The organism is Amycolatopsis sp. CA-211722 (genome assembly GCF_056828465.1).
The window spans coordinates 2183189-2202689 of the sequence record NZ_CP184752.1 but is presented as its reverse complement, the minus strand read 5'-3'; the positions used below and the strand labels follow the sequence as shown (position 1 = coordinate 2202689).

At 70.8% G+C, this 19501-nt stretch carries 16 protein-coding genes; 7 read left to right on the top strand and 9 right to left on the bottom strand.

The features are described 5' to 3' along the window. Positions 1–74 precede the first annotated feature (74 nt). Positions 75–1109 (top strand): hypothetical protein, encoded by a 1035-nt coding sequence (locus ACOCEP_RS10850; RefSeq protein ID WP_482337121.1) that lies wholly within the window; start codon positions 75–77, stop codon positions 1107–1109. Position 1110: 1 nt separating this feature from the next. Here the strand turns inward: ACOCEP_RS10850 and ACOCEP_RS10845 are convergent, their stop codons facing one another. Genes ACOCEP_RS10845 through ACOCEP_RS10835 form a run of 3 tightly spaced genes read right to left on the bottom strand, consistent with a single transcriptional unit; the run spans position 1111 to position 4126 of the window. Then, entirely contained in the window at positions 1111–1770 is a 660-nt protein-coding gene (locus tag ACOCEP_RS10845) for a response regulator (RefSeq protein ID WP_125679388.1), read from the bottom strand. Beyond that, entirely contained in the window at positions 1767–2933 is a 1167-nt protein-coding gene (gene macS / locus ACOCEP_RS10840) for a MacS family sensor histidine kinase (protein WP_482337120.1), read from the bottom strand. The genes ACOCEP_RS10845 and macS overlap by 4 nt, the downstream gene beginning before the upstream one ends. Continuing rightward, positions 2930–4126, bottom strand: a complete 1197-nt coding sequence (locus tag ACOCEP_RS10835; RefSeq protein WP_482337119.1) for an AI-2E family transporter — start codon at positions 4124–4126, stop codon at positions 2930–2932. Before ACOCEP_RS10835 ends, macS begins: the two co-directional genes overlap by 4 nt. A 271-nt stretch (positions 4127–4397) precedes the next feature. Here ACOCEP_RS10835 and ACOCEP_RS10830 point away from each other — a divergent pair, with 271 nt between their 5' ends. Both ACOCEP_RS10830 and ACOCEP_RS10825 read left to right on the top strand, forming a co-directional pair. Further along, positions 4398–5405, top strand: coding sequence for a hypothetical protein (locus tag ACOCEP_RS10830; protein ID WP_482337118.1), 1008 nt, complete (start codon positions 4398–4400; stop codon positions 5403–5405). 193 nt (positions 5406–5598) lie between these two features. Continuing rightward, positions 5599–8859, top strand: coding sequence for a beta strand repeat-containing protein (locus ACOCEP_RS10825; RefSeq protein ID WP_482337117.1), 3261 nt, complete (start codon positions 5599–5601; stop codon positions 8857–8859). 163 nt (positions 8860–9022) lie between these two features. Here ACOCEP_RS10825 and ACOCEP_RS10820 read toward each other — a convergent pair whose 3' ends face one another. Beyond that, on the bottom strand, positions 9023–10213 hold the full coding sequence (locus ACOCEP_RS10820; protein ID WP_482337116.1) for an ROK family transcriptional regulator: 1191 nt from the start codon (positions 10211–10213) through the stop codon (positions 9023–9025). A 90-nt stretch (positions 10214–10303) separates the two neighbouring features. Between ACOCEP_RS10820 and ACOCEP_RS10815 the strand changes: the two genes are divergently transcribed. Next, positions 10304–11470 (top strand): MFS transporter, encoded by a 1167-nt coding sequence (locus ACOCEP_RS10815; RefSeq protein WP_482337115.1) that lies wholly within the window; start codon positions 10304–10306, stop codon positions 11468–11470. Here the strand turns inward: ACOCEP_RS10815 and ACOCEP_RS10810 are convergent. Together ACOCEP_RS10810 and ACOCEP_RS10805 are read right to left on the bottom strand one after the other, a co-directional pair. Continuing rightward, on the bottom strand, positions 11467–12237 hold the full coding sequence (locus ACOCEP_RS10810; RefSeq protein WP_482337114.1) for a dioxygenase family protein: 771 nt from the start codon (positions 12235–12237) through the stop codon (positions 11467–11469). The two genes, ACOCEP_RS10815 and ACOCEP_RS10810, sit on opposite strands and share 4 nt — an antisense overlap. Positions 12238–12297: 60 nt before the next feature. Beyond that, a complete protein-coding gene (locus tag ACOCEP_RS10805) occupies positions 12298–12648 on the bottom strand; it encodes a MarR family transcriptional regulator (protein WP_482337113.1) in 351 nt (116 codons plus the stop codon). 62 nt (positions 12649–12710) lie between these two features. On the opposite strand from ACOCEP_RS10805, the gene ACOCEP_RS10800 reads away from it, so the two are divergent. Further along, complete coding sequence (locus ACOCEP_RS10800; protein ID WP_482337112.1) at positions 12711–13172, top strand: MarR family winged helix-turn-helix transcriptional regulator; 462 nt, start codon at positions 12711–12713, stop codon at positions 13170–13172. Here ACOCEP_RS10800 and ACOCEP_RS10795 read toward each other — a convergent pair. Continuing rightward, positions 13148–13519: a VOC family protein gene (locus ACOCEP_RS10795; protein ID WP_482337111.1), complete on the bottom strand. Its 372-nt coding sequence runs from the start codon at positions 13517–13519 to the stop codon at positions 13148–13150. The two genes, ACOCEP_RS10800 and ACOCEP_RS10795, sit on opposite strands and share 25 nt — an antisense overlap. 86 nt (positions 13520–13605) lie before the next feature. Between ACOCEP_RS10795 and ACOCEP_RS10790 the strand changes: the two genes are divergently transcribed. Further along, complete coding sequence (locus ACOCEP_RS10790) at positions 13606–14559, top strand: helix-turn-helix transcriptional regulator (RefSeq protein ID WP_482337110.1); 954 nt, start codon at positions 13606–13608, stop codon at positions 14557–14559. Positions 14560–14563: 4 nt separating this feature from the next. Here ACOCEP_RS10790 and ACOCEP_RS10785 read toward each other — a convergent pair whose 3' ends face one another. Continuing rightward, positions 14564–15739 carry a serine hydrolase domain-containing protein gene (locus tag ACOCEP_RS10785; protein ID WP_482337109.1) on the bottom strand — a complete coding sequence of 392 codons (1176 nt, stop codon included), beginning with the start codon at positions 15737–15739 and terminating at the stop codon, positions 14564–14566. A 65-nt stretch (positions 15740–15804) separates the two neighbouring features. On the opposite strand from ACOCEP_RS10785, the gene ACOCEP_RS10780 reads away from it, so the two are divergent. Next, a complete protein-coding gene (locus tag ACOCEP_RS10780; RefSeq protein ID WP_482337108.1) occupies positions 15805–16686 on the top strand; it encodes an aminoglycoside phosphotransferase family protein in 882 nt (293 codons plus the stop codon). An 86-nt stretch (positions 16687–16772) separates the two neighbouring features. Here the strand turns inward: ACOCEP_RS10780 and dnaB are convergent, their stop codons facing one another. Continuing rightward, entirely contained in the window at positions 16773–19385 is a 2613-nt protein-coding gene (gene dnaB, locus ACOCEP_RS10775; protein ID WP_482339680.1) for a replicative DNA helicase, read from the bottom strand. Between the last annotated feature and the right edge of the window lie 116 nt (positions 19386–19501).

Below are 19501 nucleotides of genomic sequence, written 5' to 3'. Positions count from 1 at the left end.
GTAGAACCGATTCTCACCCGCGAGATCGGGGAAATACCCTGAACAGACCCGCATTTCTTCCCGGTGCCGCCCTGGTGGCGGCCGTCCTCCTGCTGGCCGGATGCAGCTTCGGTGGCGAGGCGAAGCTGCCGAGCAATCCGGAGTCGACCGCCCCGCCGGCGTCGAAACTCGAAGGCGAACCGGTGGACTACAGCGGTTTCCGCCTGGTCATGACGACTTCACCGCCGTCGGTGCTCGATCCCGCCACCGGCGTCACCACCCCGCTGCCCGGCGCTCCGGCCGGAGACCGGGTCAACGACGTCCTCCGCGTAGGCAAGTTCCCGGTGGTGCTGTCGGCCGCCCGATGCGGGCCGTCGTGCCTGGAGCCGTCCGAAGTGTTCGTCTACGGCGACCCCGGGAACCAGCCGTGGAAGCTGGGCAAGGCCCGCAGCGTCGCGCCGTCGGCCGACGAGAGCGGGGTCTGGCTGATCCGCGACGACGGCAACGACCTCTGTCGCCTCCAATACGTCTCCTTGCTCGGCGTGGAACGCGATCGCGGTCGTCCGGCGAGTTGCACGACGGCCGTGCGCCAAGAGGTGCCGAAGGGGCTGCTGATCACGGTGAACAGCGGGACGGCGAGCGCCGAGGACGTGCTGATCGATCCCGCCACCGGCCGCGCCGTGCACCAGTTCCCCCGCGTGCTCGCGGTCACCAAGGAGCGGATGCTGCTCGCCGAACTGACCGAGTTCTCCGTGCTCGACCTGCGCAACGATCAACGGACCCGGGTCCAGCGGCCGGTGGCCAACGGCAAACCGGGCCCGGTGGTGCCGAGCCGTGACGGCTACAAGGTCGCCGTGCTGTTCGGCGACCCCGCCTGGGCGGGCACGGCCACGCAGACCGCCGACGTCTGGGTGCTCGCCCTCGACACGCTGACCTGGACGCACGCGCCCTCGACGCCGATCGCCACCGAGCTCAAGCGGGCCGCGGTCGAATGGACCGAGGACGACAGCCTGGTGCTCGCCACGGACGTCGTCGCGAACTGGCGCCTCGACCGGCCACAGTGGACGGTCGTCAAGACCCCGCTGCCCGCCGAGCGGAACCAGCGCGTGGTGGCGATCGCCCAGGGTTGAGCTACTCCTCGTCCAACCCGTGCTCGATGGCGTAGCGGGCCAGTTCGACGCGGTTGTGCAGTTGAAGTTTCCGCAGCGTCGACTGGACGTGGTTCTCCACCGTCCGATGCGACAGCACGAGCTTCTCGGCGATCTGCCGCGCCGTCATCCCCTTCGCGACCAGGCGCAGGACGTCGGTCTCGCGTTCGGTCAGCCGCGGCGGCGCGGGCCCGTCGTCGGGCGCGTCGGCCATGCGGCGGTACTCGCCGAGGACGAGACCGGCGAGCCCGGCGGTGAACACCGGGTCGCCCGCGGCGGTCCGCTTGACCGCGTCCACCAGTTCGCTCGCCGAAGCCGATTTCACCAGGTAGCCGGACGCCCCGGCCTTGACCGCTTCGAGGACGTCGCTGTGCTCACCGCTCGCGGACAGCACCAGCACCTTGGTCGACGGCAGTTCCGAGGTGATCTCGCGGGTGGCGTCGACCCCCGAGGTCTCGCCGAGGTTGAGGTCCATCAGCACGACGTCGGGCCGGACCGTGCGCGCGATCCGCACCGCGGCGGGCGCGTCCGGCGCGGTGGCCCGCACGTCGAAACCGTGCTCGGCCAGGTCGCGCGCGACCCCGTCCCGCCACATCGGATGGTCGTCGACCACCATCACCGAGACCTGAGCCTCACCGGTCATCGCTTTCCCCTCGCCGCGACTGGAACCTTGACTTCCCATTCCGTGCCCTGGCCGGGCGCGGTGTCCAGGGCGGCACTTCCGCCCAGATCCCGCACGCGGCCCTTGATGGACTCCGCGATACCTAGATGTCCCTCGGCCGCCGCGCGTTCCAACACGCCGGGCGCGATTCCCGGGCCGTCGTCGCGGACGCTGACGACGATCTCGGTGCCGAGGTCTTCCAGCAGCACCCAGGCGTGCGCCTCTTCGCCCGCGTGTTTCTCGACGTTCGCCAGCGCCTCACGCGCCACGGCCACCAGCTCCGAGGTCACGTGCTCGGGCAGCTGGACCTCGCCCGCAGGCGTCGAGACCTGCACCGACGGCGTCGCGAGGAGCTGCAGCGCGGACCGGAGGTCGGTGGTGCCGTTCTCGCTCGGATGCGTCGGCTCGGTGGTGACCAGCGCGCGCAGTGCGATCTCCTGCTCGCCGGCCAGTTTCGCCAGCTCGGCGGCCTCTCCGCCGAATTCGGCGCCGCGTTTGCGCACCCGCGCGAGCACCTGCAGGACGCTGTCGTGGATCGAGCGGGCGAGCCGCTCCCGTTCGGCTGTCGCGGCTTCCATGCGCAACGCCCTGGTCAGCGCGTCGGCCGACCGGCGGGCCATGGTCGCGGCGAGACCGATCACGAACCCGCTCGCGGTCAGCAGGAAGCCGTCCCGCGCGACGTCGACGTCGAACCGCCAGCGCACCAGACCGGTGACCACCGAGACCACCAGCCCGGCGAGCACCCCGCCCACCGCGCCGAACCGGGTGCCGGCGGCCGCGGGCGGGACCGCCGCCCACACCGTCGTGATGAGCGGGATGTTGGCGTCGAACTGCGCGGTGGTCAGGATCCACGCCGACGTGAACATGAGGACGACGGTGAGCGCGAGATCGACGCCGACCAGCCACGGCCAGCGGCTCGACGGCCGCGCGTAGAACACGCTGCTGACGATCGTCCACACCGTCATCAGGCCGAACGACGTCCACGCCAGCCACTTGTTCGCGTAGCCGTCGTAGTGGACGACGAACGAGCCGAGCGCGAAGAGCAGCGTCGTCACGCGAAGCACGATCACCCCGCGCCACAGCGGAGTGGCCGGGTCCCGCGTGCCGAGCGCCGAGACCGCGCGCCAGAGCGGGGTCTCGGTCATGACTTGGCTTCGGACTCTTCCCCGGGATCGTTCGGTTGCGCCGCCTGATCCCGCAGGACGTCGATCTCGGCCGGATCGGGATCGTGTTCGTGCAGCAGCGACCGGATCCCCGCGTTGAGCACCGCGAGCAGCGGCACCGAGAGCAGGGCGCCGGCGATCCCGGCGGCGACAAGACCGGCGGTGATCGCGAGCACCACGGCGAGCGGGTGCAGCTTCACCGCGCGGCCGAGCAGGATCGGCTGCAGGACGTGGCTTTCCAGCTGCATGACGCCGATGACGATGGCCAGCACGATCAGCGCGCCGACGATGCCCTTCGTCACCAGCGCGATCAGCACCGCGACCGCGCCCGCGATCACGGCGCCGATGATCGGGATGAAGGCGCCGAGGAACACCAGCGTCGCCAGCGGGATCACCAGCGGCACGCCGACGATCGCCAGCCCGATGCCGATACCGACCGCGTCGACCACGGCCACCGCCGCCGTCGCGCGCACGTAGCTGACCAGTGACGCGAAGCCGCGCCGCCCGGCGACGTCGACCCGGTTCCGCACGCGGCCCGGCACCCCGCGGACCAGGAACTTCCAGATCTGGTCGCCGCCGGAGAGGAAGAAGATGAGGATGAACAGCGTCAGGATGAAGCCGGTGACGATCTCGCCGACCGTACCCGCGGTGGTGAGCGCGGTCGTGGTGATCGAGGCCTGGTTGTTCTGCAGGAAGCTGATCGCCTGGTTGATGAACTCCTGGATCTGCTCCTGGCGCAGGTGCAGCGGCCCGTCGATGAGCCAGATCTTGATCTGGTTGAGGCTCTCCGTCAGCTGCTTCTGCAGCTCGGGCAGGCCGGAGGAGAACTGCGCGACGACGAACGTCAGCAGCCCGCCGAGCACCGCGAGCCCGGCGATCAGCACTATCCCGGCCGCGAGCCCGCGCGGGAATCTCAGCGCCGTCAGCTTGGAGACCGCCGGTGCGAGCAGCGCGGCGAGCAGCAGCGCGATCGACAGCGGGATCACGACCACCGACAGATAGCCGATGAGGAACACGATGACGTAGAGCGCGGCGATCACCACGATGAAGCGCCACGACAAGGCCGCGCCGATCCGCAGGCCGCGGGGCACCAGGTTGGTGACGTCTTCGGTCGACTCGGAAAGGAACGGGTTCGCCGGGTCGAATTCCGGCTGTTTGCGCTGGGGCTCGCTCACGCGCTCACCGTATCGGTCCGGGGCGACGTTTCCTGAGCATTCCGGGCAACGCGCACGGGTCGGATTCGCCCGATGCGACGCTTGACACACCGCCCCTCGATCGACTCCGGAGTAACCGGGCTCCGCCAGCGTCGATCACCGATCGTGATTTCGGGTTACACCCTGTGTTCTTCACACGATCGTGCCATCAAGGCCTTTCAAACTCGCGCAAGCCTTCCGCACTTTGCTTACCTCGGTCCCGCAACCACGAACCGAAGTGACAGGAGACCGAGTGACGAACGCGGCGAAGGACGAGAGGCGTGGCGCTGTGCGCTTCGGCCGTCTCGCTTCGCGTGCGCTGTTCGTGCTCGGTGGCGCCGTCGCCGGTTCCGCCGCCGCGTGGGCCGTTTCCGGCGCTTCCGCTTCCGCGGACATCGCCCCGGTGGTCTCCACTCCCGAAACCAGCGTCACCCCGGTCACCGACGCCACCGCGGCGGGACTGACCGACGTCTCCCACGGCGCGTCGAAGTTCGCGGGCGACGTCGCGGGTGCGATGTGCGGCGACAGCCAGCAGGACGCCACCACGTGGTCGATGCCCGGCGAGACCGAGTCCGGTGCCAAGAAGCACCACTGCGGCGACCTGCGCGCCGACCGCCACGAGGTTTCGACGCGCGTCAGCGACGCGGTCACCGACTTCGCGGACAACTCGGTGGTCACCCCGGTCAAGCGCACCCTCGGCGCCGTCGAGCACATCGTGCGCAAGCCGCAGGACACCCGCCAGGTGCTGGACGAGACCATCGCCCCGTCGCCCGACTTCGGCCGCAAGGTCTGGGATCTCCTCGACCCGCGCGGGCACGGCGACCTCGTCCCGGAGCTCCCGGTCGGCGAAACCCCGGTGAACCCCGAGTCGCCGCTGGACACCGTCGGCGCCGGTGAGCAGGTCACCGACTTCGCGCAGCTGGCGACCACTCAGTTCCCCGCTTCCTTCGAGACCGTCCTCCCGATGCCGGCCCTCGTGCAGCAGCACGATGCCGCCGATCAGGTCGAGGACGCTCCGGCGCGTGACGGTCACCGTGGTGACTTCCCGCGTCCGATCACCCCGGCGCCGCTTCCCGCCGCGCCTTCCTTCCCGACTGTCCCCGGCGGCTCCGCCCCCGGTGGTCACCTCGACGGCCTGACCCACGGCGTTCCCGCCTGGGTCGCCGCCGCCGTCGAGCGTTCCCTGACCGGCTACGCGCTGGCAGGCACGCGGTACATGCCGCTCACCCCGGGCTCGCAGCCCGGCGTCACTCCCGACTGAACACCTCCCTCCGCGGGGTAGCCGACGCGCCTCACGCCTCCCGATTCCGGGCTTGGCTTCGCGTCCGCTCCTGATCCCCGCGAAACGGCGGTGCGCTTTTGTGCGCCCGCAATCGCTCCACCCCCCTCTGGTGCCTTTCGTACGGCACCTCCTCGAACCCGAAAGGGAACCCGAAATGAAGGAGAAAAACCCCATGCAATCCTGGGCAAAGCGCGGACTCCAGACCGCGTTGGTCACGGGTGGGTTGTTGATGCTGGGCACCGGCATCGCCTCGGCTGACGAACAGGTCAACCCCGACACCCCGGCCTCCCCGCTCGACGCGAACGTCACCGTTCCCATCGAGATCGACAACAACGCCGTTGGCACGCCCCTCGGCCAGGCCGACCTCCCCGGCTACAAGGGCGAGGTCAGCACCAAGGCCGTCACCAAGCCCGTTTCGGACGCGCTGGACTCGGCTTCTTCGCCGGGCAGCGGCACCGACGGAATCGGCGGAGGCCTCCCGTCCCTCCCGACCACCGGCGCCGTCCCCGCGCCGCTGGCCGCCAAGGACTCGGCCCGTCAGGTCAGCGGTGGGCTGACCGAGGGTGGCTTCACCACCACGGACGACATCCTCAAGGGCAACAAGGTCGTCGGTGACGTCGTCGTCCCGATCCAGATCGTCGACAACGCCATCGGCGTGATCGGCGACGCCGAGGTCGAGGGTGGCACCCACGACCAGACCTGGGCGCACAACCAGGACGTCGAGACCACCGGTGAGGACTCCAGCCTCGCCGGGAACGTCGTGTCCCTCGACTGGGCGCTGCCCGTGCAGATCGCCGGCAACGGCGGCGGGCTCGCCGGCGGCACCGGCCGCGTGGTCGGCGGTTCCGCCAGCCAGAGCACCACCGAGACCGGCAACATCACCACCGACGGCGAGGGCTCCGCCCTGTCCGGCAACGTGGTGGCCGGCCAGTTCGCCACCCCGGTCCAGGTCACCGGCAACGCCGCCTCCTGGATCATCGGCAACGCCAACAGCTCCGGCTACGAGGCCGAGACCGAGGCCACCTCCGGCGGCTGGGTCGAGACCGACGGTGACGACTCCGCCCTCGGCGGCAACGTCGGCGCGGTGCCGATCGCCCTCCCGGTGAAGGTGAACGACAACGCGGCCGCCGCGCACGGTTCGCTCGCGAACTCGAACAGCAGCTCCTCGGCGGACGCCACCGCCGGTGACACCACCCCGGGCTGGGCCGACGTCCCCAGCTACGTGCAGACCTCCGGCGAGGACTCGGCCGTCGCGGGTAACGCGATCGTGCCGCAGACCGCGGACGTCGCGAACGTCGGCGGCGTGGCCGCCAGCTGGGTCGGCCTCGCCAACACCGGCACCGAAGGCGGCACCAGCCAGTCGAGCACCGTCGACGCCGGCGGGTTCGTCAGCTCCGAAGGCGAAGGCTCCGCCGGTGGCGGCAACATCGTCGACCCGGCCGTGGCCGCCCCCGTCGAGGTGACCTGCATCGCGGGCACCTACATCGGCAGCGCCAACGTCGCGTCGTGCGAGAACACCGTCGACGCGAACGCCGGCAACGGCAGCCACACCACGGGTGACGACTCCACCCTGGCCGGCAACATCGTCAACACCCAGGCCGCGCTGGCCCCCGAGGTGTTCGGCGTCGCCGGCTCGCACATCGGACAGGCGACCGCCGAGGCGTCCGAGACGAAGACCGTGACCGCGGGCGCCTACGACGGCACCACGGGCAACGACTCGTCCGGCTCGGGCAACGTCGTCCAGGTCCCGGCCGCGGTTCCGGCCGAGGTCTTCGGCGTCGGTGGCTCGTTCATCGGCCAGAGCACCGCTTCGGCCGAGGAGACCAAGGTCGTCTCCGGCGGCGGCGGTGGGAACACCAACGACGACAACGGCTTCCTCAGCTCCAACCTGGGCACCGTGCCGGTTTCGCTGCCGGTGCAGGCGTTCGGGATCGGTGGCGCGTTCATCGGCCAGGGCCACGGCGGCGCCGACGGTGACACCACCTCCAACGCGGGCGGCGACGTCAACGCGACCGGTGACGGTGGCGCGGGCGCGGGCAACCTGGTCTACGGCCCGGTCTCCCTGCCGGTCCAGGCGCACAACTTCGCGGCCGTGCTCGGCGGCATCGCCTCGGGCAAGGGCACGAACCTCACCGACTCGAACGCGGGCGGCGACGCCACCGCGAACGGTGAAGAAGGCGCGCTGGCGGGCAACATCGTCCAGACGCCGGTCGGCGGCGCGGTCCCGGTGACCGGGCACGGCATCGCCGGTGCGGGCATCGCCGAGGGCGACAGCGTCAGCGACGTCCTGTCGGAGGCCGGCGGCGACGCCACCACCACCGGTGACGAGGGCGCCGTCTCGGGCAACATCATCGGCGCGCAGGCGCTGCCGATCGTGCCGGTCACCCACGACGCGGTCGCGGCCGCCGGTCTGGCCGACGCCGAAGGCTCCAACACCGTCGACGCCCTGTCGGGTGGCGACGTGGAGACCTCGGGCCTCGACGGATCGCTCTCGGGCAACATCCTCGACATCCCGGCCGCGGCCGACCCCGAGGTGTTCGGCAACGCCATCGCGGCGGTCGGCGGCGTGTCCGAGACCGAAGCGGCCAGCATGATCACCGGCCAGGCCGGTGGCGACAGCGTCACCGACGGCAGCGGCTCGGCCCTCTCGGGCTTCAACTTCCACCACCCGTTCGTCTTCGTGGTGCCGCTGAACGAGTTCGAGATCCCGGTCCTGGCGATCGCGGACGAGACCTCGGAGGACTTCACCGAGATCAACGGTGAAGAGTTCACCCGCGCCTTCACCGACTCGGTCGGTTCGGAGATGCCGATCGACGCGCTGCCCGCGCTGCCGTTCGGTGCCCCCGGGCTCGACGGTGCCGGCGCCCTGCCCTCCACCCCGGCGATCGGTGGCGCCCGCGCCGACGGTCCCCAGGTGGCGACCCTGCCCGTGCAGGTGGCCGGCCTGACCGCGCTGAAGCAGCTGCAGAACATCCCGGCGCAGCTGCCGAAGTCGGACCTGCCCGAGCTGCCCGGCACCCCGGCCCTGCCCGGTCTCCCGGCCCTGCCGAAGACCCCGGGCCTGCCCGGTGACGCCGCTCGTGCCGACGCCCCCAAGGTCGCGCAGCTGCCGACCCTCCCGGCGCTGACCAACGGCCTGCCCACCACGGGCAAGCTGCCGGTGCAGCTCCCGACCGCGGGCACCCTGCCCACCGCCGGCAACCTGCCGGTGCAGCTCCCCACGGCCGGCGCCCTGCCGACCGCGGGTGCGCTGCCCACCGCCGGCGCGCTGCCGGTGCAGCTGCCCACCACGGGCACCCTGCCCGCGGTGAACAGCACCCCGGCGATGCCGACCGCGCAGGTCCCGGCTCTGGCGAACGTCGACTCGTCGCCGCTGAGCATGTTCCAGCGTTTCCTCGGCACCCTGACCGGCAAGAAGTTCCACACCATGTGAACCTGCCAGTCGGCTAGCGCCACTGAATGACCGAAGCGGGCCCGGAGTCACCGACTCCGGGCCCGCTTTGTGTCATGTCCAGGGAGGGGGCTGAAGGACGCTTTCACCACATGTGACGTGGTGAAAGCGCCCTTCGCCTCATCGCATGCGGTGAAAGACCCCTTCAGCCCCTCGGGGTGAAGAGCGCGTCCTGCGCGGCGCCCATCGCGGTCAGCACCGCGCCTTCCAGCACCGCGCCCCCGCCGACGGTGCCGGCCCGGACCTCGGTCCGCAGCGGCGAGATCTCCGAGAGCCGATGGCTCACCCTGGCCGCCAGCGCGTCTCCGCCTGCCCGGCCGATCTCTCCGCCCAGCACGAGACACCCCGGATCAAGGACCGCGGTGACCGCGGCGGCACCGATCGCGATCCGCTCCGCGACGGTTTCCAGAAACTCCTCTGCGTTCGCGTCGATGGCGTACCCGACGGCCGCTTCGGCCGCTTCGGCGTTGTCGGCCGACGAAGCCGGGAGACCGTGCGCGCGGGCGAGTTCGCAGATCGCCGCGCTGCCCGCGAGGGTGTGGAAACCGCCGTCGCAGTCGGTCGCCGTCGGCAGCCGTCCGGGACCCAGCATCGGCAGGAACCCGATCTCCCCCGCGCCGCCCGAGGCGCCCCGCCGCAGCGAACCGTCGAGGACGACCGCCGCGCCGACGCCGAAACCGAGCCACAGCAGGACGAACGTGTCCCGGTCGCGGGCGGCGCCGAGGCGTTGTTCGGCGGCGGCCGCGAGGTTGACCTCGTTCTCCAGCAGCACCGGCACACCCAGCCGCCGCCGGAGTTCGTCGACGAGTTTCCCGTGCCACGCGGGCAATCCGCCGGCGTGCCGCAGGCCGCCGGTCGCGGGGTCGACGAGACCGGGGGCGCCGACGGCGACCGTGTGCAGCTCGGTCGCGCCCGCCTCGGCGGTGGTGGTCTTCAGCAGGGCGATCGCCCGCTCGACGGCCACGTCCGTGTCGACGTCGAGGTCGAACGGCAGCGACGCCTCCGCCCGGGTCCGGCCCAGCAGATCCGCGACCGAAACGGCCACGCCGTGGGTGCGGACGTCGAGCCCGGCGAGGTACGCGCGTTCGGCGACGATGCCGTACAGCTTCGCGTTCGGGCCGCGGCGATCCGCGCCCGCCTCGCCGACGATCTCGATCAGCCCCGCGTCGCGCAGGCGTTCGACGAGGTCCGCCACCGTCGGCCGCGAAAGCCCGGTCAACGTCTTGAGCTGGGCGGCCGTCAGTGCGCCTTCGCGGTGAAGCAGGTCGAGAGCGAGGCGGTCGTTGATGGCACGCGCCGTGCTCGGGGAGGCGGACGGCGTCCGGATGACACTCACCGGCAGATCCTCCCAGAATTAATTATCAGGTTCCCTTCCTGATAGTTTACGCTGACGCCGTCGAGTCGTCTCATGGACCTTGGGGGCCCAGTGACCAACACAGTGGAAACCGTCGGCGGGCCGACGCGGCGGGTGCGGCAGGCGCGGATCGCCATCGCCGCCGTCTTCGCCGTGCACGGCGCGGTGACCGGCAGTTTCGCCACCCGGATCCCGTGGATCCAGGAACACGCGGGGATCAGCGCGGGCCAGCTCGGTCTCGCGCTCGCCTTCCCCGCCATCGGTGCCTCGCTCACCATGCCGCTCGCCGCGCGGATCGGGCACCGGCTCGGCGGCAGGCTGGGGCTCCGGCTGCTGCTCGCGTACTGGACGCTGGCGCTGGTCCTGCCCTCGCTGGCGGGAAACCTCGTCACCCTGTGCCTCGCGCTGTTCGTCATGGGCACCGCGGCGGGCACCTCCGACGTGCTGATGAACGCCCTCGGCGTCGACGTCGAGGAGCGGATGGGCAAATCGGTCATGTCGGGGTTGCACGGCATGTGGACCACGGGTGCGCTCGTCGGATCCGCCGCGGGCACGCTCGCCGCGCATGCCGGGATGGACGCCCGTCTCCACTTCGCGATCGCTTCGGCCGTGCTCACCGTCGCGGGCGCGCTCATCTGTCAGGGCGTTTTCGACGTCCGGAGCGCGCCGGACGAGAACCCGCCGCCGAGGTTCGCGCTGCCGCCGAAGTCGGCCGTGATCATCGGCGCCGTCGCGTTCTGCGCCGTCTTCGCCGAAGGGGCGAGCCTCGACTGGTCCGCCGTCTACCTGCGTGACGTCCTCGGCACCTCGCCGGGGATCGCGGCCGCGTCGACCACCGCTTTCACCTGCACGATGGCGATCGCCCGCCTGTCGGGCGACGCGTTGGTGCGGCGCTTCGGCTCCGTCAACACCGTTCGCGCGGGCGGCGCCTTCGCGACGTTGGGCGGGCTGCTGGTCGTCTTCGCGGTCCATCCGGTGATGGCGATGGCCGGTTTCGCGCTGATCGGGCTCGGCGTCTCCGTCGTCGTTCCGCTCGCCTTCGCGGCGGCCGGACGCAGCGGGCCGACGCCGAGCCAGTCGATCGCGGGCGTCGCGACCATCACCTATTCGTCGGGGCTCGTGGCGCCGTCGCTGATCGGCGGGATCGCCGACCTGACGTCGCTGACGGTGTCGTTCGCGGTGGTCACGCTGCTGGCACTCGGCCTGGTGGCGGGCGCCGGCGTCCTGCGAGCCCGCTAGTCGAACTGGAGGGATCGCTTGGCGAGGCCGTGCCAATAGCCGTCGATGACGGTTTCGCCCTTGCCCTCCGACGAGCTGGCACCGAGCGAGACGAACAGCGGCGCGAAATGTTCGATCCTGGGGTGCGCGAGGGCCGCGGCGGGAGCCTTGTGCTGGAAGTCCAGCAACGCGTCGAGGTCACCCTGGTGCAGCGTTTCCGCACCCCAGTGATCGAATTCGCTCGACCACGACGGCGGCACCCCGTCGGTGCCGTCGGTCTGGCCCAGCGCGCTCAGGTTGTGGGTGAAGAAGCCGCTGCCGATGATCAGCACGCCTTCGTCGCGCAGCGGCGCGAGCTTCCGGCCCAGGTCGAACAGCTCCCGTGGGTCCAGCGACGGCATGGACACCTGCAGCACCGGGATGTCGGCGTCCGGGTACATCTCCACGAGCGGGACGTACGCGCCGTGGTCGAGGCCGCGGTCGGGCGCGTCGTGCACCGGCGTCTCGGACGAGCGCAGGAGCTTCCGGACCTTGTCCGCCAGTTCGGGAGCGCCGGGCGCGGCGTATTTCACCTGGTAGTAGCGATCCGGGAAGCCCCAGAAGTCGTAGACCAGCGGCACCGTGGTGGTGGCGCCGAGGGTCAGCGGTGCCTCTTCCCAGTGCGCCGAAACGACGAGGATCGCCTTCGGCTTCTCGAGGTCCGCCGACCAGGCGGCGAGCTGGCGGGTCCAGGTGGCGTCGTCGGCGAGCGGCGGCGCGCCGTGGCTGAGATAGAGCACCGGCGTCATGTCAGCTCCAGGTGTTTGAACTTTCAACTACCAGGATAGACGACGCCGCCGGGTTTCGCCTTATTCCCGGGCGAGGTTCGTCGCCATGCGTTCCAGTACGCCGACCGTCACCCGGTACTCGTCGTCGCTGATGCCTTCGGTCACGCGAGCCCGGAACTCGTCGACTTCGGTCTTCAGCCGAAGGTGTGCCGCCTGGCCGGCTTCGGTCAGGCCGTCCTCGTCGATCCACCCGCGAAGGCGCAGGTCGGCGATGGTTTCCCGGAGATCTCCAAACGGCTTCAGTGCTTCGCTGTCGGCGGTGTTCATGACCTGCCAGTGGCGGCGGGTCAGTGACTCGGTGGCGAGGATGCGGTCCAGTGAGGATTCGAGAGCCTGGTGAAGGTGGGCGAACCAGAATCCGATGGGTTTCATGGATACTCCTCGGGTAGCCGACAACTACATGTAAAAATACATGCACTTCGTGAGGACGGGCAATGACGGACGCCGTGGCCGACGTGGAACGCGCGATGATCGCCATCCGGCGGAGCCAGGCGAGGCGATCACTGTCGAAACTCGCCCGCGACCGCGCCGAAACGATGCCGGACCAGGCGATCCAGGGGCTGCTGGACGCCGTCGAAGCGGCCGAGGAGAGCGGCGAACCGGGAACCGTCACCAGCCTCGCGGCGGCGCTGACCATCGATCAGCCGCGCGCGAGCCGTCTCGTCGCCCGCGCCGTGGAGGGCGGATTCCTCCGGCGCGAAGCCGATCAGCGCGACGGCCGCCGCGCCGTCCTCGTGCTCACCGAGGCGGGCCGCGCCGAAGTGGCGCGGATGCACGAATTCCGCCGCTCGGTGTTCGCCGAGGCGATGGCGGACTGGACGGACGACGACCGCCGCGAGTTCGCGCGGCTGCTGACCGCGTTCGTCCGGAACTACGGGGCACTCGGCGTGAAGTAGTTGACCAGGTTGCCGTCGGGGTCGCGGAACAGCAGCGACCGGTTCCCCCACGGCATCGTGGTCGGCTCCTGCACGATCTCGGCCAGGCCGGCCAGCCGCTCGTGCTCCCGGTCGACGTCCTCGACGCGGAATTCGAGGATCGCGGTGCGGTTCGACTCGGGCACCGCGGCGCCCGCGCCGAACAGCCGCATCGTCTCGGCGCTGCCGATCGCCAGGGTGCACGACGGGCCGACGAGCTCGGCGAACTGCTCGGAACGCCATCGCGCGTCGAGGCCGGTCGCCTTTTCGTAGAAACCGGCGAGGCGGGCGACGTCATGGGTGATCACACGGACGGAAACGAACTGCACGATGGATCCTTTCGGGTGCCGGAAAGCGGGACACCGGCCACGCTAGGAGCAATACCGGGCAAGATCCGCCCGGTATTCTCTGGCCTGTGACCAGGCCCATCGCCCGCGTGCTCGCGCTGCTGGAGATCCTGCAGAGCGGTGGCACACGCACCGTCGCGGAGCTCGCGGCGCGGCTCGACGTGGACGAGCGCACCGTCCGCCGCTACGCCGAACACCTCGTCGACCTGGACATCCCGGTCCGCTCGGTGCGCGGCCGGTACGGCGGCTACCGGCTCGCCCCCGGCTACCGCATGCCGCCGCTGATGCTCACCGACGAAGAGGCGCTGGCCGTCCTGCTCGGCCTGGTCGCGGGGCGGCGGGCGGGGCTGATCACCACGTCGGTCGCGGCCGTCGAGAGCGCGGTCGCGAAGGTCCGGCGGGTACTCCCCGAACCGCTGGGCCGACGGCTGGACGCGCTGCTGGAGACCGCCGATTTCACCGCACCGGCAAGGAAAGCCCTGTCGGCAGAGGCCGAAGTGCTGCTCACCGTCGCGGAGGCGGCGCGGGACCGGCGCCCGGTCGCGCTCGCGTACCTTGCCGGGCACGGCGGCGCCAGCGAACGCGTCGTCCATCCGTATGGCGTCGTCGCGCATTCCGGCCGTTGGTACCTGACCGGGTTCGATTCGGCCAGCGGCGAGGTGCGCACCTTCCGCGTCGACCGGATTCAGTCGGCCGAGACGCGGGCCGGGACCTTCGAGGCTCCCGACGGCTTCGACCCGGCAGAGCGGGTGCTGACCGCGTTGGCCGAAACGCCGTACCGGCACGACGTCTCCGTGCGGATCCAGGCACAGCCCGAGGAGATCCGCGCCGTCTTCCCACCGTCCGTGGCGACCCTCGAACCGGACGGCGACCAGGTCCGCGCCCGGATCCGGGCCGAACGGCTCGACTGGATCCCGGCACGCCTCGCCGCACTCGACCGGCCGTTCGTCATCGAACGGCCGGCCGAACTGCGGGGCCTGGTCAGCGCGCTGGCGGCCCGGCTGGCCGAGCGGGCGCGCTGACCGCTCACTTGCCGCAGAACACCGTCCGGACGAGCTTGTCCAGCGCCGCCGGGTACGACGGCAGCGGGTCCTTCGCGGAATCGCCCGAAGTGATCGACGCGGTCAGCGTCTTGCTGCCGTCGGGCGAGCTGTACATCAGCGAGCCGTAGCCGTTGACGCCGCCGTTGTGGTTGAGGACGGTGCCGCAGCCAGGCCCCAAGTCCTGGGTGAACTGCCCGAGACCGTAGAAACCGTAAAGGCTTTCGCTGCCCGGGTGCGTCTCGCGCATCTCCGACGTCAGCCACGCCGGGAGGAGCTTTCCGCTCTGCAGCGCGGAAAAGTACGTCTGGAGATCCTTGGTCGTCGAGATCATGTCGCCCGCGCTGGAGATCCACGACGGGTTCTGGTGGGTGACGTCGATCGTCTTCCACTGGCCGGCGTCTTCGTAGCGGTAGTAGGCGTGGGCGTACGGTTTGGGCATCCCGGCCCACGCCCCCGGCGAAACGGTGTCACGCAGCTTGAGCGGCCGCAGGATCCGCCGGTCCAGCTCGTCGGCGAAGGGACGGCCGGAGAGCTTCTCGACCAGCAGCCTGGCCACCACGTAGTTGGTGTTGGAGTAGCTCCAGCCCGCCCCCGGCGCGAAGACCGCGGGCTTGGACACGGCCAGCCGCACCAGTTCCTCCGGCTGGTAGGTGTGGAACCGCTTGTCCACCCACTCCTGGCCCGCCCACGGGATACCCGGCGTGACCGTGCCGTCCGGGTGGTACTGGCCGGTGTGGTTGAACAGGCCGCTGGTGTGCTGCAGCAGCATCCGCACGGTGATCCGCGGGTCGAGCCCGAACTGCGGAAGGAGACCGGCGACCGGGGTGTCGAGTCCGATCCGGCCCTCGGCCACCAGTTGCAGCACCAGCGTCGCGGTGAAGTTCTTCGTCGTGCTGCCGACGCGGAAGTGGCCGTTGGTCGGCGGCTTGGCGGTCCCGCCCAGCTCGCGCACCCCGGCGCTGCCGGTCCACTCTCCGCGCTCGTCGCGGACGCGCAACTGCATCCCGCCGAACCCGGCGTCGACGAATTCCTGGGCGACCTGACGCAGTTCCGGGCGATCCTGCCCGGCGGAGGCGGCGGGGGCGGTCACGCCCGCCAACAGTGCGGCGGCCAGCGCGGTGAGACCGATGCGGCGGAAGGTCTTCAGTGTCTTGGTCATGGCGACCACATTCGCGGGGCGCGCTGACACGGGACGGTCACGGCGCTGACATGGGAGCCTCGATCATGGACGAATTCAGGTTCGAGCGGGACTTGGTGCGTGCCCTGCTGCGGGAACAGCATCCGGATCTCGCGGAACTGGAGCTCCGCGAGGTCGACGGCGGCTGGGACAGCAGGCTGTGGCGCCTCGGGACGGAGCTGGGCGTGCGGCTGCCGCGCAGCGAGCGTGCTCCCGGTCTGCTGCGAAACGAGCAGAGGTGGCTGCCCGTGCTGGCGGACCGCCTGCCCCTGCCGATTCCCGAGCCGGTGCGCGTCGGCGAACCGTCGGCCCGGTTCGAGCACCCGTGGACGATCACCCGCTGGGTCGAGGGAGAGCCGGCGGATCGAGAGCCGATCAGCGCTCCCGGCGCGGCCGAAGTCCTCGCGGGTTTCCTGCGGGCGTTGCACCAGGAGGCGCCCGCGGAGGCGCCGGAAAGCGCGACGCGCGGCATCCCGCTCGACGCGTTGCGGGAGGGATTCACCGAGTCGCTGGCGGTCATCGACGGCCAGGCGGGTGCCGGTCGCGCCCGGGAGGTCTGGGAGAAGGCGGTCGCGGCGCCCGCGTGGCACGGGCCACCGCTCTGGCTGCACGGCGATCTGCATCCCGCGAACGTGATCGTGCGGGAAGGAACGCTCGCCGGGGTGATCGATTTCGGCGACCTGTGCGCGGGCGACCCCGCGACCGACCTGTCGGCTGCCTGGATCCTGCTGCCCGAACGCACGGCGAGCCGGTTCTTCGACGCCTACGCGGTCGCGGACGAGGCCACCATCGCGCGGGCCCGCGGCTGGGCGGTCCTGCGCGCGCTGAACCTGATCGGCATCGGGCGCAACGGCAGGCTCGGTCTCCCTGGCGGCAAGCCGACCTGGGAACCGGCGGGCCGGGCTGCGCTCGAACGCGCGTCAGCTTGAGAGGCGGGCCTCGATACCGACGCCGCCCGGCGCCGTGCGCGCACCTGCCGGCCGCAGGACGCCCTCTGCTCCGCTCGACTTCGCCGCTAGTCGTGCGACAGGTCGACGAAGCGGCTGTAGTGCAGCTGGTGTGCGACGGTGATCGTCGCCGTCGGCCCGGCACGGTGCTTCGCGATGATCAGGTCCGCCTCGCCCGCCCGCGGGTCGTCCCGCTCCCAGGCGTCGGGGCGGTTGACCAGGATGACGAGGTCCGCGTCCTGCTCCAGCGAGCCGGACTCACGAAGGTCGGACAGCATCGGGCGTTTGTCCGTCCGCTGCTCGGGACCACGGTTCAGCTGGCTGATCGCGATCACCGGGACCTCGATCTCCTTGGCCAGCAGCTTCATCTGCCGTGAGAACTCCGAGACCTCCTGCTGCCGCGACTCGACGCGTTTGCCCGAGGTCATCAGCTGGAGGTAGTCGAGGACGACGAGTTTGAGGTCGTTGCGCTGCTTGAGCCGCCGGGCCTTCGCGCGGATCTCCATCATCGTCATGTTCGGCGAATCGTCGACGAACAGCGGCGCCTCGGAGACCTCGCTCATCCGGCGCGCGAGGCGCGTCCAGTCGTCGTCGGACATCTTGCCACCGCGCATGTCGGCCAGGCGGATCCGAGCCTCGGCCGAGAGCATGCGCATGACGATCTCGGTCCTGCTCATTTCCAGCGAGAAGATGACGCTGGTCAGACCGTGTTTGATGGACGCCGAACGCGCGAAGTCCAGCCCGAGCGTCGAGTTGTGGGTCGGCACCATCGACCGTCCGGCCAGGTACAGATGGTCCGGCGCGTCGACTTCCACGCATCGCACCGGAACGGACGGAACGGGGCGGACGTCCACGATGTAGCGCAGGTGGGGCCGGACGCGGACGTTGGTGAGCCGCTCCTTCTGCAGCAGATGTTTGCGCTGGAGCCAGAACACCCTGTCCTGGGTGGTGAAGCCCAGGATGTACGCCGTCGAGGTCTCTTCGCTGCGCCCCTTGACCTTCTTGGTCGTGAACGAGCAGCGGTAGCCGAGACTGACGATCAGCTCCCGGGTCTGCTCGGCGAGCACCCTGTTCGTCACAGCGAACTGGACCGCGCCGGAATGGTTCACGGTGCCGTCGGTGTCGAGGAGCCCGGCCAGCAGCGCGCGGCGCTGTTCGACGGATGCCCGCAGGTACTCCACCGGGATGTGCTTGTTCCCGAGCACCCCCAAGGTACGGAGAATCGCCTGCACACTGCCGTGTTCGTTGCGGCAGGCCTGGCACAGGCGCATGCCGGACGACGGGCGTCCACAGTCGGGGCAGGTCGGCGCGGGCACCGGGGGGCTCTGGAAACGCACCTTGCCGCCGCAGGAACGGCCGCACGTCCGCACCTGGGATGCCCGGGGAAGGAACGGCTCGCCGCAGACCTCGCAACGCCGGTATTCCACCGGGTCCGGCGGAACCAACCGCAGGGTGTACGACAGTTCGCCGTGGCGTTCCACCAGGAGACCCGCTTCCCCCTCCAGGTAGCAGATGATCTCCGGGTCCGCCGTCGTGAAGCGCGCGCCGGCCGAGTGACCGTCACCCAGCCAGGCTCCCAGGGCGTACGGGTGAAGCGGGAGTTCGCGTTCGGGCAGTTGCAGCGGTGCCGTGGTCGCGATCGAGTGGTTGGCACGCCCGTCCGCTGTCTCACAGCGCACCGTGGCCGCCAGTTCTTCCGTCGTCCGCACCGACGGCGCGGCGGACGAGCGGCGGGACGACCTCGTGTCGGTCAGCCATTGGTGCTCGGCGTCCGCGAGGAGCACCGTGCCGTCCGAGAACTCGACTTCGTAGCAGGGGCGGCCCTCCATGACCTCGGTCGCCGCGACCACGGTCGTGGGGCGGCCGTTCGCGCCGATCAACCTGTCGCCGGGCTGGACATCGCCCATGGTCGTCCAGCCGTCGGGAGTGGCCAGCGGGGTGTCCAGGGCGAGCGCCTTGCCGACACCGGGCCGCGCCGCGACGATGATCATCTGGCCGGGGTGCAGGCCGTTGGTCAGGTCGTCGAAATCGGCGAAGCCGGTCGGGATGCCCTGCGACTGCCCGCCGCGCGACGCGATCGCGTCGATCTCGTCCATGGTCGGCTGGAGCAGCTCTTCCAGGGCGACGTAGTCCTCGCTGGTGCGCCGCTCCGTGACGTCGTAGATCGCGGCCTGCGCGCGGTCGACGACCTCGTCGATGTTCGCGCCGTCGGCCGCGGCCGCGCCGTAGCCGTACTGCACGATCCGCGTGCCCGCCTCGACCAGGCGCCGCAGCACCGCCTTCTCGGAGACGATCTCGGCGTAGTACCCGGCGTTCGCCGCCGTCGGCACCGTCGCGATCAGGGTGTGCAGGTACGGCGCGCCGCCGACGCGGCCCAGCTCGCCCCGGCGCTCCAGCTCGGCGGAGACGGTGATCGGGTCAGCCGGTTCGCCGCGGCCGTAGAGGTCGAGGATGACGTCGTAGATCGCCTGGTGCGCGGGCCGGTAGAAGTCGTCGGGACCGAGGGCTTCGATGACGTCGGCGACGGCGTCCTTCGACAGCAGCATGCCGCCGAGCACGGACTGCTCGGCCGCGATGTCCTGCGGGGGCTGGCGGTCGTACTCGCCGCCACGCGGACCGGGGTCGCCGGGACCCGGGTCGGACTCCGCGTACATCGGATTGCGGTCGTCGGTCAGCGCCACCGCTGCTGCCACCTCCTCAAGACATCGAACACGCGTTCGATTATGCCAGAATTTCCCCGGTCGGTCCGTCCGCGCCCGTCCGCCCCTCCCGCGACCTCCGGCGCTCCCCTGTGCTC

Coding starts and splice junctions, on each gene's coding strand:
- ACOCEP_RS10845 (WP_125679388.1), bottom strand. CDS start 1,770: ATGACCGGTGAGGCTCAGGTCTCGGTGATGGTGGTCGACGACCATCCG.
- macS (WP_482337120.1), bottom strand. CDS start 2,933: ATGACCGAGACCCCGCTCTGGCGCGCGGTCTCGGCGCTCGGCACGCGG.
- ACOCEP_RS10825 (WP_482337117.1), top strand. CDS start 5,599: ATGCAATCCTGGGCAAAGCGCGGACTCCAGACCGCGTTGGTCACGGGT.
- ACOCEP_RS10810 (WP_482337114.1), bottom strand. CDS start 12,237: ATGACGCCGGTGCTCTATCTCAGCCACGGCGCGCCGCCGCTCGCCGAC.
- ACOCEP_RS10805 (WP_482337113.1), bottom strand. CDS start 12,648: ATGAAACCCATCGGATTCTGGTTCGCCCACCTTCACCAGGCTCTCGAA.
- ACOCEP_RS10800 (WP_482337112.1), top strand. CDS start 12,711: ATGACGGACGCCGTGGCCGACGTGGAACGCGCGATGATCGCCATCCGG.
- ACOCEP_RS10785 (WP_482337109.1), bottom strand. CDS start 15,739: ATGACCAAGACACTGAAGACCTTCCGCCGCATCGGTCTCACCGCGCTG.
- ACOCEP_RS10780 (WP_482337108.1), top strand. CDS start 15,805: ATGGACGAATTCAGGTTCGAGCGGGACTTGGTGCGTGCCCTGCTGCGG.